This is a genomic window from Sinorhizobium garamanticum (assembly GCF_029892065.1).
GTDB classification, from domain to species: domain Bacteria; phylum Pseudomonadota; class Alphaproteobacteria; order Rhizobiales; family Rhizobiaceae; genus Sinorhizobium; species Sinorhizobium garamanticum.
Genome location: NZ_CP120374.1, coordinates 1468319 through 1480021 on the forward strand (window position 1 = coordinate 1468319; position 11703 = coordinate 1480021).

Sequence of the window (11703 nt, forward strand, 5' to 3'; positions counted from 1 at the left end):
GTCCTCTGACGCCGCGAAGCCAAATTGGCCAGTGCAGCCAAATCAACGAGCTTCTTATAAGTGGGGCTCACACTGGTTTTAAACAAGGTCATCCATGCACCAACGCCGTTCAGGCACTGTTCTCAGTATCCCATCCCGCCCATGCCGCCGTTACCGGCCGGCCGGACAGATTCTCTTGAGGGGATGTCGGCGATCATCGCTTCGGCAGTGATCAGAAGTGCCGCGATTGAGCCTGCGTCCTGCAAAGCGGTCCGCACGACCTTTGCCGGATCGACGATGCCGGCTTTGATCATATCGACATAGGTCTCCGTCTGCGCGTCAAAGCCCTGGTTGTAATCCCTGCTGTCGGTGAGTTTTCCCACGACGATCGTGCCTTCGACACCGGCGTTCTCGGCGATCTGCCGGATCGGGGCTTCAAGCGCCCTGAGCACGATCGAGATGCCCGCCGTGACGTCCGCATTCGCTCCGGTCAGTCCGACCAGGGCCGACCTGGCGCGCAACAGGGCAACACCACCGCCAGGAACAATGCCTTCCTCAGCCGCGGCACGCGTGGCGTTCAGCGCATCGTCGATACGGTCCTTCTTTTCCTTGACCTCGATTTCGGTCGCACCGCCGACGCGGATTACCGCGACGCCGCCGGCGAGTTTCGCCTGGCGTTCCTGCAGCTTTTCCTTGTCATAGTCGGAGGTCGTCTCCTCGATCTGTGCCTTTATCTGCTGGATGCGCGCCTGGATGGTCGCTTTATCGCCGGAGCCGTCGATGATCGTGGTGGTGTCCTTCTCGATCAGCACGCGCTTGGCGTGGCCGAGCATGTCGAGCATGACGTTCTCGAGCTTGATGCCGAGATCCTCGGAGATCATCTGGCCGGCCGTGAGGACGGCAATATCTTCCAGTATGGCCCTGCGGCGGTCGCCGAAGCCCGGCGCCTTGACGACCGCGACCTTCAGGCCACCGCGCAACTTGTTTACGACCAGCGTCGCCAGAACCTCGCCCTCGACATCCTCGGAGAGGATCAGCAACGGTTTGCCGCTCTGCACGACCGCCTCGAGTATCGGCAGCATCGCTTGCAAATTGCCAAGCTTCTTTTCGTGGATGAGGATGTAGGGGTCCTCCAGCTCCACGCGCATCTTCTCGGCATTGGTGACGAAATAGGGCGAGAGATAGCCGCGGTCGAATTGCATGCCCTCGACAATGTCGAGTTCGGTCTCGGCCGTCTTGGCTTCCTCGACGGTGATGGCGCCTTCATTGCCGACCTTGTCCATCGCCTTGGCGATCATCTCGCCGACTGTCGCGTCGCCGTTGGCGGCGATGGTGCCGACTTGGGCAATCTCGCCCGAGGACTTGACCGCCGTGGCGCGCGCCTGGATTTCCTTGACGACAGCAGCGACACCAAGGTCGATGCCACGCTTGAGATCCATCGGGTTCATGCCGGCGGCGACGAGCTTGGCGCCTTCGCGCAGGATGGAGGCAGCGAGCACGGTCGCCGTCGTGGTGCCGTCACCGGCGAGGTCGTTGGTCTTAGAGGCCACCTCGCGCACCATCTGCGCGCCCATGTTCTCGAACTTGTCGGCCAGCTCGATTTCCTTGGCAACGGCGACGCCGTCCTTGGTGATGCGCGGCGCGCCATAGGCCTTGTCGATGACGACGTTGCGGCCCTTGGGACCCAGCGTCACCTTGACGGCGTTGTTGAGCAACTCGACACCGCGCAGCATGCGTTCGCGCGCATCAGTGGAGAATTTGATTTCCTTGGCAGACATTATGTTCGTCCAGTTCAGTCTTGAGATTGCGGGGTCGGAAATCGACCGTCAGGCAGCTTTCTTGGCCGCGACGGTCTTTTCGGCGATGCCCATGATGTCGGCCTCGTTCATGATCAGTTCCTCGCCGCCGATCTAGACATCGGTGCCGGACCATTTGCCGAACAGGATCGTATCACCGGCCTTAACGTCGAGCGGGATCAGCTTGCCGCCTTCATTACGCGTTGCCTGAACCAACGGCGATCTCTTCGCCTTCCTGCGGCTTTCCTTGGCAATGTCGGGAATGATCATCCCGTCCTTGGATTTGAGATCGCCTTCCGCGCGCCGGATGACGACGCGGTCATGAAGTGGACGGAATTTCATAGAGATTCTTTCTGCGGCCGGCGCATAGGGCGACTGCAATCCTTACATAGCACCTTTGGCACTCGATTGATAGGAATGCCAAGAAATATTATTTTACAAGGAAAATTGTTGGAAAATATAAGTCAATAATTCTGATCAAGGCCGTCGTGAGTTCTAAGACACATATACAGATATTATATTGCACTTCATGCATTTTTATTTCGTTATCTAAGAATTTGTCCCCAAAAAATCTTAGTAAAGCCTTAATCACCTGATAGAGATTGGACATCGTTCTTAAGCTAGCTTGGCATTTCGCTTCGGCAGAGGCTTTCCACCCGCCGAACCCATTGATCATCGATCCCCTTCAGATTCTCAAATGCGGAGCAATATGCTTCTTGCCTGCGAGGAGAAAACGAAGGAACCGGGGTAGCTGTTCGCGCTGCATTGGCGCCAAACCGGTTGCCGGCCAGTTTTGGAATCCCACTAGCTACATTCGCCCAGGAAGGAGGCAGTATGTTTGCCCCGTGCGACGCACTTGCTCGCACATGAACGGATCAAGCCCTTTCGCCTTCATTGTTGGGGGAGGCGCGCAGCAGGGTCGACGTCCCAATAATTCGTCGTAATAAAAATAGGACTGGGAGAAATTATGAAATCATATGTCGGAAGCTTCGGATATCAGTTCAGGTTTATTGACTTCATGATCCGATCATCGCTTTCAATAGCGCTCGGACTGATAGTGTACGTCACATTCTACGGCGTTTTCTGGTAAACAATTTGTCACAAAGAGAGCCCGCTGTTCATTGGCGGGCCCCGCTCTAAATCGATCTTTAAATTCGAGACATCAGTATTATTAGCGAGTAACCATTGACGAATATTCCGCGTCTGTCCAGTACTATTTGAGGGGTGTCTGAAAACAATTCGTGTCTTTTTCTCATCCTACTGCATGTTTCTCTATTCGAGATCCGATTTAAAGAAAAATATGCAGCACTTCAGGAGGTTACAGTGATCTTTGTGCGTCTGAAAAGATGCGCGGCGCTGTAGATAGCATCAGCAACCGCTTCACTGTGTCAGTTCCCACTCAGGGTCGCCGCCGACGATTGATCGCTCCGAGCGTATTGCCACGAACAGCGGGCCTCATCTAATGACTCGCGCTCCCGCCAGTTAAGCGTAAACTAGATTCATCATCGGCTAGTGACACGGGCGCCGATGGCCGGAAGATGGTCGCCCTTTCGCCCCGGTGAGGGAGAGCACGATGCTTGACCTTAAATTTCCAAACACTCGATCACCCATGTATCCTGCTCAACTGGTGCAGCTGCGGTCTTTGACGACGAACTCATGCGCAGGGATTGGCCACGGCGAGGCGACCGCGCGGAGAACCTCGCAAGCCGGATCTTTTTACCTTTACCAATCCGGGACTCGTTCCTCGCACCAGCTTCATGAGAGGCTAAGAGAGGGCCAGTCGTGACATACGATGGGCGGCGCATCATGCCTCGCCCCCATCAGCCTTCCCTCTCAACCTTCGCTCCGAACCACCGCATGAACAGCACCTCCGAGCCGCTCGGCCCGAGATAGGCAAGCGCTGCGATCAAGCCGGTCGACACAGGCTCATCCCCACCGTTGCCTGCACCCTCATTGCTCGGCGTCCGCGAGACCCTGTCCCCCCAACGGCACTACGCGCGATGGGATATCGCCGAAACCAATGCTGCTCGAATGGGGGCCACGCGATGAATCCGACTTCAAGGTCTACGCCGCGGAGGCCCCGCTCCCGCGGTCTTCTATACGCCCACGGTCGGGGTCACGCTCCGAGAGCTGCGCCAGCATCTACCGCGCCTGACTTCCCGTGCGGGCATTGAAGAGCATGTGCGACCGGAAGGCGGCTCGGCGGGTAATGCTTGACGATCTTGGCGCCAGCCGCTGAGCGGCCGGTCGCTTAAATCGACTTCTGATGTCGCGGCAATTCCCTCGGTTCAGCGCGACAATCACGTCGGCATCGGGTCCGGTTGCGATGAGGTCATAGGGGGAAGCGGATGGGATGCTTATCCCGCGCCGATGGACCGGCGCGAGCGTGTCGCACGCCGCCCTTCCCTTTATAGAACTCAGCCATATTTGCACCTTCACTGCCGGAAGGCGGCTCCTTCAAAGGGATCTGGGGCATGTCCATCATAATCAGCATCCTGATCACGGTCCTTGGAATCGCCCTGATGCTGTACCTCGTGCAAAAACTTCCGATTGACTCGACGATGAAGCAGATGGCTCAGATCGTCGTTGTAGTCGTCGGCATAGTCTCGTTGCTCAGCTCGCTGGACGTATTCTGATCAGTGCGCGGGGCTTACCACTACTTGACTCAGCCGATGCCACCGGCCGGGAGTTGCTCTCAGCCAGCTTTTCCCGTCTTTGCGGTGCGGATTGGGCGAAGGCGTTAACATACCGCCCGCCGGGCTTGAAATTCGCAAAAGGCTCATTGTCAAACTGCTGAGCCGGCTCGCTAGAGCCGTGCTAGTGCAACTCGTGCCGGTCCTTGGTCGCTTTTGCCCGCCGCCTCCTGCCATCCGTGTCATCGCCACTCCTGCCAGTTTCCCTGCGCGGCGGTTTATCGACTGCGCCGCCTTCATTGTCCCATTCTTCAAGCGAATCCCTCATCCGCGCCGCGGAAGCAGGATCCGGGGTGTCTACATCGAAACCCGCCACGGATGCTTCGCTGATTATGGCATCCATGAGGTCTGGGTCTGAAATATCCAGATCAGGGAAAACGCGCCGCACTGCGCCAAGGGCTTCAGAAGTCGCAAATGGCCGGGCTTCTTTCTGACATGCGCTCAGAAACGCGCTGATCGCCGCGCGCACCTCAGGCGATATCTTGCGGGAGTGCTTTCTCATCATCACCTCCCAGTGCATGAAGTCTCTTAATCTTAACGCTACCTACGTCTCAATGTTCCTGGTCTCGCTTGGCACCAAATTGTAAGAATGCCGCCGTTTCGGTCATCTTGGGCACTTAATCATGAGAATCGCGGCGCCTCGGTTCTCAAATATAATGTCAAGTCGAGGATGAAATGAGCTCAAGTGGCAGCCCAGGAATAAGTGAGGAAGGTCGCGTCGACACGCCTCCAATCGGTCAATGCATGGCAGCGCGCTTGGGCACCGGCCCGCTCTTGCTGCTCTTTTTCTTCTTTTTGCTTTGGTGGTTTCGATTTCGAGATCAAGGTCATCGCGCGCATTCCTGAGGAGGCGTAGGCTTTCTGCCGGAGCGGTACTCGCTGCGGTCGGAAAGTGTCGCTGCTCGCGCGATGACCGACGTTCGTGCTGCCCGTGTGGTGGAACTAGAGGTGCCTCACGGGCGCACCTGCTTGCTACAGCCGCAAAGTCGGCCGCCGCTCTCAGGGGACGAATGTCCGGATATGGGCTCGACTGAGCCGTTCTCTGCGTTCATCGCGGATGACCGCACAGGGTCGATTCTTCACCTTCCTCACCGCGCCTAGAGCGTCCAGGACGCGCCGGCTCTGGGCGGCGAGAACCAGCCGGATGTTCCTGTTTCGTGCTAAAAAGATCGCATAATCTATCGTTTGGAACGACCTCCGGGCGTGCCTCTCCTGGGGCGTTCCGGCTCGTATCGTGAATGATTTACGGAAAGGGGGACTGGGTGTACTCTTTTCCAGGAATGGTGGCGATCCTTCCATGGATCGAGGACACTATCCCGCCGGGCGCCGGAGATGGGATCATGAGCTTGACGCGCCGCCACATGCTCACGGGGACGATCGGAACCTTCGCGTGGGTGTTGGCCTTGTGTCCGAGGCCTGCGCGAGCGGCTGACGAGGTCGACGACTTCGTCGAACAATGGATCGGGCGAAAGGCGACGCCTTCGGACCGGCTGAAGCTGATGATGCCGGCGGAATTCTCGACCGGCTACACGGTTCCCATGGACATCTCGGTCGACAGTCCAATGACGGAGGCCGACCACGTCAAGTCCGTGCGCGTGTTTGCTCCCAAAAACCCGCTTGTCGAAGTGGTGCAGTTTCATTTCGTTCCGCGGCGCAGCCTCCCCCGCGTCTCGACCCGCATTCGGCTTGCCGCCCCGCAACATGTCGTGGCGCTTGCCGAGATGAGTGATGGCAGCCTGCTGACGGCGAAGGCTTGGGTGGCCGTCGCCAGCAATGGCTGTCTCTGAAATTGCGCAAGGAGGTAGGCATGACCGCCCCCATACCCCGCGTGATGGTGCCGGGCTCGGTAGCGCGAAACGAGGTCTTCGCGGTCAAGGCCATCATCCAGCATCAGATGGAGACGGGACTGCGCACCGATTCCAGCGGCGTGACGATCCCGCGGAAGATCATCAACCGCTTCGTTTGCCGCTATGGCGGCATCGAGGTCTTCCGCGTCGACCTGCACGAGGCCGTTTCGGCCAATCCGTTCTTCGAGTTTCATCTCCGCGCAACAGAGAGCGCCCGGCTCGAATTCATCTGGGAGGAGGACGGCGGCGCCACCTATTCACTCTCTCACGACATGATGGTCGCCTGAAATGACAGCGGAACCGGTGGCCGCCATCGTCTTGCTTGCGGGGGGCGTCGCAACCGAAAGTCGATACCTCCCCGGTGTTTTGCTCTCCGCGTTTCTTCTTGTTCCGGGAGTCTCGGCCGCGGCGGATACGAGCCAGGGCGCCCAGATCGCCGCCACCTGCGCCTCCTGCCATGATCCGGTCGGGCGGGGGCAGGGCATTCCGTCGCTTACGACACTCGACGAACAGACGATCGTGAAGCGCATGCATGCCTTTCGGGCAAGCGAAAGCCCGAGCCATGTGATGCATGCCGTCGCGCTGTCGCTCGGAGACGACGAACTGGCGGCCGTGGCACGCTATCTCGCCGACAGGGCCCACGCCGGGAGGCAGCGATGACCGGCTGGACACGACGCCAGACCGGAGGGCTGGCCGCAGGAGCTCTGGTGGCGGCGGCTGCGCCGCAGATTGCGCAGGGCCAGGGCCGGCCGAAGGTTGGCGTGGTCGGTGGCGGCATCGGCGGTGCGACGGTTGCCCGCTACCTTGCCGGCCTGGAGACGATCGATGTAACTCTCATCGAGCCGAACCCCACTCACGTAACGTGCTTTTTCAGCAATCTCTACCTCGCCGGATTTCGCTCGCTCGCCTCGCTGACCTTCGATCTTCAGTCGCTGGCCGAGCGTCACCGTATTACCTTCATCCGCATGAGGGCGGTGGCGATTGACCCGACGGCGGGGACTGTCGTGCTTCAGGACGGGGCGAGGGTCAGCTTTGACCGGCTTGTGGTCGCCCCGGGTATCGCTTTCAAACTCGGCGAGATCGGCGGCTATGACGAGGCGGCGGCTGAAATCATGCCGCATGCCTGGGTTGCCGGACCCCAGAGCGAATTGCTGCGAAGGCAGCTAGAGAGCATGGAGGATGGTGGCCTGTTCATTATCGCGGCCCCTGCCAATCCATTCCGTTGTCCGCCGGCCCCTTATGAACGGGCGTCGCTCGTTGCTTACTATTTCAAGCAATTCAAGCCGCGGTCGAAGGTTCTGATCCTCGATGCGAAGGACCGCTTTTCGGGGCAGGAACTGTTTCAGGACGCCTGGTCGCGCCACTATCCGGGCATGATCGAATGGTTGCCGGTGCAGTTCATTGGAAAGACCAAGGCTGTCGATGCGGCGACCCGTTCGGTCGTGACGGAAGGTGAGACCTTCAACGCAGCCGTCGCCAATGTCATCCCGCCGCAGAAGGCCGGCTTAATCGCCGAACGGAGCGGCCTTACCGATGCCACGGGCTGGTGTCCGGTCGATCCGTTGACGTTCGAGTCGACGCTGCAGCGCGGCATCCATGTGGTTGGGGACGCGATCATCGGCGGTGACATGCCGAAATCCGCTTTCTCCGCCAACAGCCAGGCCAAGGCCTGCGCCTTCGCTATCGCGGCAGCGCTCACCGGGTCGCCCCGTTTTCCGCCGCATCTCTTCAACTCTTGCTACACGTTTCTCGCACCTGACGATGCCTTTACCAATGCCATCACCTTCGCGCCCAAGGACGGAAAGATAAAGACTGTCAAGACGTTCATCAGCAAGGTAGGCGAGAGCGCGGAGGTTCGTCGCCGACTCGCCCATCAGGCGGTCGGTTGGTATTCGGCCTTCACGGCGGACGTGTTCGGCGGCGTGTCCTGATGGAATGACCTCCTACCGGCAAGGTCTGCCGGTTCGGGATCGGGCACGCGCGCGAGCCTCAAGGAATTCATAACGACAAGAAGACTCGAGCCCGCCATGACGACGGCGGCGAGGATCGGTTGCAGCAAGCCGAGCGCTGCGGCCGTCAGTGCGACGAGATTGTAGCCGAAGGCCCAAAGAAGATTGGTGAGAATGGTTCGCCGGACGGCGCGGGCGATGTCGATCACCCACGGCAGCATCCAGAACCCGCCATCGGGCAGGGTGAGGGCGGCGGCCTCTCGGGCAAGATCCGTGGCGGAGCCGACCGCAATGCCGACATCGGCATCCGCGAGGACCGGACCGTCATTGAGGCCGTCACCGACCATCGCCACCGGGCCGCGGCTTCCGCGGATATGCGCCAGCACCTCCCGCTTGGCTTCCGCCGACAGGCCGGCTTCGATTTCATCTATGCCGACTGCCGTAGCGATGTCCCGGGCGGGTCCTGTCCCGTCGCCTGTCAGGAGGACGGCATAAAGGCCGCGGCTCTGCAGCGCCTCGACTGCCGTGCGCGCTTCCGGGCGCGGCACGTCGTCAAGCGCGAGCACGGCACGGACGCGCCCATCCCAGCCGACATGGACCAGCGACCGGCCGTCGGCCTCGGATCCGCGGGCGCGCTCGCGCAACTTGAGCGAAAGCGGCCATCCGAGATCGCGCATCAAGGCGGCGCTGCCGACGGCCGCTGGCGCGTCGCCCACCGTGCCGCGGATACCGCGGCCGGGAATGGCGCGAACAGCCTGCGCTTCGAGTGGACGAACACCGCGCTCAGCTGCGGCTATTCTGACGGCCTTCGCCAGCGCATGTTCGGAATGCCGTTCAAGACCGCTCGAATAGGACAGCACTTCATCGAGGCCCGCGCCGTCGGTATGGATGGCCGTCACATGCGGGCTGCCGGTGGTCAAGGTGCCGGTCTTATCGAAGGCAACGCCTCGCAACGTTGCGAGCGTTTCCAAAAGCTCTGGCTCGCGAAGAAGGCAGCCGCGGCGTGCGAGCCGACCGATCCCGAGCGTGGTTGCAAGCGGAGCAGCAAGCCCGACGGCGCAGGGGCAGGCGACGACGAGAACGGCAAGCCCGATGAGGAGCGCCCGGTCGAAGGGTTCTGATTGCGCCCAGTAGGCGATCGTCAAGCCGCTCAGAGCCAGGACAAGTGGCACGGAGATGCTGACGATCCGGTCGGCGATGCGCTGGGTCGAACTTCGGTGAGATAGGGTGTCCCGAACCGACCGGCAGATATGGCCCCAGCGCGTATCGGCACCCGCGCCACTGCATCGGACAAGCAGCGGGCCATCGAAATTGATGCTGCCGGCGATGACCGGCATGCCGGGCGCTTTTGCAACCGGCCGGCTTTCGCCAGTGATCATGGCCTCATCGACGTTGGCCTCGCCCTCGGCGATGATGCCGTCGACGGGGATCAGTTCGCCCGGGCGCACCCGCACCAGCATGTCCGGAGCGACGTCGCGTACCGGCCGCCGGGTCTCGACGCCATCGGCGACGATTGTCGCGGTCGCGTTTTCCGCCGCGAGAAGCGGTTCAAGGTCGCGCGCGGCCTTGGCCCGGCTTTCGGCTTCGAGATAGCGGCCGAGCGTGAACAGCATCAGCACCATCGAGGAGGTGTCGAAATAGACATGGGTGCTGCCTTCGAGGACCGCGAAGGCGGAGTAAAGATAGGCCGCCGCAACCCCGATGACGATCAGCGCTGCCGAGGTCAGCCGCCCTTCCATGGCGCCGCGCAGGGCCTCGCCCAGGAATGGTCCGCCGAGGAACACCACCGCCGGCGTGGCGAACAGCCACATGAGCGCGTGGACCCAGGGAAGGACATAGGCGTCCGCTCCGGCGAAGGTGCCCGTGTAGACGAGGAGGCTCAGCAGCATGATGTTCATGGAGAGGAAGGCGCCGACGCCGATGCGGACAAGGAGCCATGCCGCCTCCGATTCTTCACCTCTGCCGTGCCTGACATCGAAGGCGATCCGGCAGCCGTAACAGCAGAAGGTGTGCTCCTCGCCATCGAGCCTATGCCGCACGGGCCGCCGGCCAGCCGGTAGCAGGCAATGGCTGCAGAGGCTGGTCTCGCGCTCGCTCATACGAGGTGCTCTCCGTGCAGCAGGCCAATTGGCAGCACGCCGCGGCCGAGAGTCACGAGCCCCAGCAGCAGGATGAACAGGCCGGCGATTCGGACGCCGCGCAGTCGCCATGGGGGGCCGATCGCGCTGCCGAGGCCGCCCAACATGAACATGGCCGGAAAGGTGCCGAGCCCGAAGGCTAGCATCGTGAGGAGACCGGGCAGCGCGCCCGCTGTACTCGCCGCCTGCGCAAGGAAGGCATAGACGAGCGGGCAGGGCAGGAGTCCGTTGAAGACACCGAAAGCGAGCGGCGCGCCGCGTCCGGGCGCCTTCAGCACCCGGCGAAGGGCGCTGGCAAACGAGCTGCCGCCGATGCCGAGGGCGAAAGGATGAAAGCCCTTGAGGAGGCCGAAGAACTGCAAACCGATCGTGACCATGAGGAGACCGGCAACGATCGCCAGCAGGCGCTGGGCGAGATCCACGGAGCCGCCCAGAACTGGCGTGGAGGGGCCGGCGGACGTACAAATGACCTGCCCCAAGGCGCCCGCGGCGACACCCAGGAAACAGTAACTGGTGAGGCGGCCGCTGTTATAAAGAAAGTGTCGCGCAAACGTCGCCGTCGGCCCGCGCGGATCGTGGCCGAGGGCACAGGCAAAGCCTCCGCACATGCCGATGCAGTGGAAGCTCCCGGCGAAACCAGCTATGAACAAGACGAGATAAGGAGTCATGGCCATACCCACGGGCCGCCCGCCTATTTCCAGACGAGATAGGCCACCCAGACGAAGAAGCCGATGTGGAAGACTGCGCCGCCCACAAAAGCTAAGGTCTGAAGCGCGCCGGCATCGCTGAACGAGAACGCCGTTTCCGGAAGCATAATGCCCTCCCGTCAACCGAAATAGCTCAGATATACGTTGAGCGACAGTTCGGAGAGCAGAAAGAGCAGGTTCAGCGCCGCTACGGCGAGGATGATCCTGGCTGCCAACATCTTTCGTTCCTTCCCTCCTGCTAGATTCTTCCTGGCCCCAGCCCGCCCCAATACTGAAAGGCGTAGTAGAGTGCCCAGACGAAGAGCACGAAATAGACGACGAGCAGCCAGGCGGGGATATAGCCGTGTTGCCCTTCAATGGCCCCGCCGCCATACTCCTCCTTGTCGTCGTGCGGCTCGTCAGGAGGCTTTGTGCTCTCTGGACCGGTGGCGTGAACGTTCGTCATTTTCCATTTCCCTTTCGTAGAAATGCCTCGACGCCTCGTCGGTATTGCGCAAGGCGCCCGAGAACACCCCCCAGATGAACAGGCACAGGGCGCCGAGGCTCATCATCAGTGCGCCGGCATAGGGACCGGTGATTTCGAAATCAGGCATT

14 protein-coding genes and 1 pseudogene are annotated in these 11703 nt (G+C 60.9%); 5 read left to right on the plus strand and 10 right to left on the minus strand.

Annotated elements, in window-relative coordinates:
• Window positions 1–122: 122 nt before the first annotated feature.
• From groL to PZN02_RS32285, 3 genes and pseudogenes are all read right to left on the minus strand, one after another.
• Window positions 123–1757, minus strand: coding sequence for a chaperonin GroEL (gene groL / locus PZN02_RS26650; RefSeq protein ID WP_280661959.1), 1635 nt, complete (start codon window positions 1755–1757; stop codon window positions 123–125).
• A 132-nt stretch (window positions 1758–1889) separates the two neighbouring features.
• On the minus strand, window positions 1890–2117 hold the full coding sequence (locus PZN02_RS26655; protein WP_425336313.1) for a co-chaperone GroES: 228 nt from the start codon (window positions 2115–2117) through the stop codon (window positions 1890–1892).
• A 1478-nt stretch (window positions 2118–3595) separates the two neighbouring features.
• Window positions 3596–3706: pseudogene (locus PZN02_RS32285) on the minus strand (phage holin family protein); the annotation flags it as partial.
• Window positions 3707–4249: 543 nt separating this feature from the next.
• On the opposite strand from PZN02_RS32285, the gene PZN02_RS26660 reads away from it, so the two are divergent.
• Complete coding sequence (locus PZN02_RS26660) at window positions 4250–4411, plus strand: Thivi_2564 family membrane protein (protein ID WP_280661960.1); 162 nt, start codon at window positions 4250–4252, stop codon at window positions 4409–4411.
• Between the two features lie 181 nt (window positions 4412–4592).
• On the opposite strand, the gene PZN02_RS26665 is transcribed toward PZN02_RS26660, so the two are convergent.
• Both PZN02_RS26665 and PZN02_RS26670 read right to left on the minus strand, forming a co-directional pair.
• Window positions 4593–4988, minus strand: a complete 396-nt coding sequence (locus tag PZN02_RS26665; protein WP_280661961.1) for a hypothetical protein — start codon at window positions 4986–4988, stop codon at window positions 4593–4595.
• Window positions 4989–5149: 161 nt separating this feature from the next.
• Window positions 5150–5299 carry a hypothetical protein gene (locus tag PZN02_RS26670; protein WP_280661962.1) on the minus strand — a complete coding sequence of 50 codons (150 nt, stop codon included), beginning with the start codon at window positions 5297–5299 and terminating at the stop codon, window positions 5150–5152.
• A 509-nt stretch (window positions 5300–5808) separates the two neighbouring features.
• Between PZN02_RS26670 and PZN02_RS26675 the strand changes: the two genes are divergently transcribed.
• The 4 genes from PZN02_RS26675 to PZN02_RS26690 are packed head-to-tail and all read left to right on the plus strand — an operon-like array spanning window position 5809 to window position 8246.
• Complete coding sequence (locus PZN02_RS26675; RefSeq protein ID WP_280661963.1) at window positions 5809–6255, plus strand: thiosulfate oxidation carrier protein SoxY; 447 nt, start codon at window positions 5809–5811, stop codon at window positions 6253–6255.
• 20 nt (window positions 6256–6275) lie between these two features.
• On the plus strand, window positions 6276–6602 hold the full coding sequence (gene soxZ, locus PZN02_RS26680; protein WP_280661964.1) for a thiosulfate oxidation carrier complex protein SoxZ: 327 nt from the start codon (window positions 6276–6278) through the stop codon (window positions 6600–6602).
• Between the two features lies 1 nt (window position 6603).
• Window positions 6604–6975 carry a c-type cytochrome gene (locus PZN02_RS26685; protein ID WP_280661965.1) on the plus strand — a complete coding sequence of 124 codons (372 nt, stop codon included), beginning with the start codon at window positions 6604–6606 and terminating at the stop codon, window positions 6973–6975.
• Entirely contained in the window at window positions 6972–8246 is a 1275-nt protein-coding gene (locus tag PZN02_RS26690) for an NAD(P)/FAD-dependent oxidoreductase (protein ID WP_280661966.1), read from the plus strand. The genes PZN02_RS26685 and PZN02_RS26690 overlap by 4 nt, the downstream gene beginning before the upstream one ends.
• Here the strand turns inward: PZN02_RS26690 and PZN02_RS26695 are convergent.
• The 5 genes from PZN02_RS26695 to PZN02_RS26715 all read right to left on the minus strand — a co-directional run bounded on the left by PZN02_RS26695 (window position 8189) and on the right by PZN02_RS26715 (window position 11702).
• Entirely contained in the window at window positions 8189–10363 is a 2175-nt protein-coding gene (locus tag PZN02_RS26695; RefSeq protein ID WP_280661967.1) for a heavy metal translocating P-type ATPase, read from the minus strand. The genes PZN02_RS26690 and PZN02_RS26695 overlap by 58 nt on opposite strands.
• Window positions 10360–11070 carry a sulfite exporter TauE/SafE family protein gene (locus PZN02_RS26700; RefSeq protein WP_280661968.1) on the minus strand — a complete coding sequence of 237 codons (711 nt, stop codon included), beginning with the start codon at window positions 11068–11070 and terminating at the stop codon, window positions 10360–10362. The genes PZN02_RS26695 and PZN02_RS26700 overlap by 4 nt, the downstream gene beginning before the upstream one ends.
• A 23-nt stretch (window positions 11071–11093) precedes the next feature.
• Window positions 11094–11216 (minus strand): hypothetical protein, encoded by a 123-nt coding sequence (locus PZN02_RS26705; protein WP_280661969.1) that lies wholly within the window; start codon window positions 11214–11216, stop codon window positions 11094–11096.
• Between the two features lie 131 nt (window positions 11217–11347).
• Window positions 11348–11554: a hypothetical protein gene (locus PZN02_RS26710; RefSeq protein WP_280661970.1), complete on the minus strand. Its 207-nt coding sequence runs from the start codon at window positions 11552–11554 to the stop codon at window positions 11348–11350.
• Window positions 11508–11702 carry a hypothetical protein gene (locus PZN02_RS26715; RefSeq protein WP_280661971.1) on the minus strand — a complete coding sequence of 65 codons (195 nt, stop codon included), beginning with the start codon at window positions 11700–11702 and terminating at the stop codon, window positions 11508–11510. The genes PZN02_RS26710 and PZN02_RS26715 overlap by 47 nt, the downstream gene beginning before the upstream one ends.
• Between the last annotated feature and the right edge of the window lies 1 nt (window position 11703).

Excerpts from the sequence above, each read along its gene's own strand:
- groL (WP_280661959.1), bottom strand. The coding sequence starts at position 1,757 with ATGTCTGCCAAGGAAATCAAATTCTCCACTGATGCGCGCGAACGCATG.
- PZN02_RS26655 (WP_425336313.1), bottom strand. The coding sequence starts at position 2,117 with ATGAAATTCCGTCCACTTCATGACCGCGTCGTCATCCGGCGCGCGGAA.
- PZN02_RS26660 (WP_280661960.1), top strand. The coding sequence starts at position 4,250 with ATGTCCATCATAATCAGCATCCTGATCACGGTCCTTGGAATCGCCCTG.
- PZN02_RS26665 (WP_280661961.1), bottom strand. The coding sequence starts at position 4,988 with ATGCACTGGGAGGTGATGATGAGAAAGCACTCCCGCAAGATATCGCCT.
- PZN02_RS26670 (WP_280661962.1), bottom strand. The coding sequence starts at position 5,299 with ATGACCTTGATCTCGAAATCGAAACCACCAAAGCAAAAAGAAGAAAAA.
- PZN02_RS26675 (WP_280661963.1), top strand. The coding sequence starts at position 5,809 with ATGAGCTTGACGCGCCGCCACATGCTCACGGGGACGATCGGAACCTTC.
- soxZ (WP_280661964.1), top strand. The coding sequence starts at position 6,276 with ATGACCGCCCCCATACCCCGCGTGATGGTGCCGGGCTCGGTAGCGCGA.
- PZN02_RS26685 (WP_280661965.1), top strand. The coding sequence starts at position 6,604 with ATGACAGCGGAACCGGTGGCCGCCATCGTCTTGCTTGCGGGGGGCGTC.
- PZN02_RS26690 (WP_280661966.1), top strand. The coding sequence starts at position 6,972 with ATGACCGGCTGGACACGACGCCAGACCGGAGGGCTGGCCGCAGGAGCT.
- PZN02_RS26695 (WP_280661967.1), bottom strand. The coding sequence starts at position 10,363 with ATGAGCGAGCGCGAGACCAGCCTCTGCAGCCATTGCCTGCTACCGGCT.
- PZN02_RS26700 (WP_280661968.1), bottom strand. The coding sequence starts at position 11,070 with ATGACTCCTTATCTCGTCTTGTTCATAGCTGGTTTCGCCGGGAGCTTC.
- PZN02_RS26705 (WP_280661969.1), bottom strand. The coding sequence starts at position 11,216 with ATGCTTCCGGAAACGGCGTTCTCGTTCAGCGATGCCGGCGCGCTTCAG.
- PZN02_RS26710 (WP_280661970.1), bottom strand. The coding sequence starts at position 11,554 with ATGACGAACGTTCACGCCACCGGTCCAGAGAGCACAAAGCCTCCTGAC.
- PZN02_RS26715 (WP_280661971.1), bottom strand. The coding sequence starts at position 11,702 with ATGCCTGATTTCGAAATCACCGGTCCCTATGCCGGCGCACTGATGATG.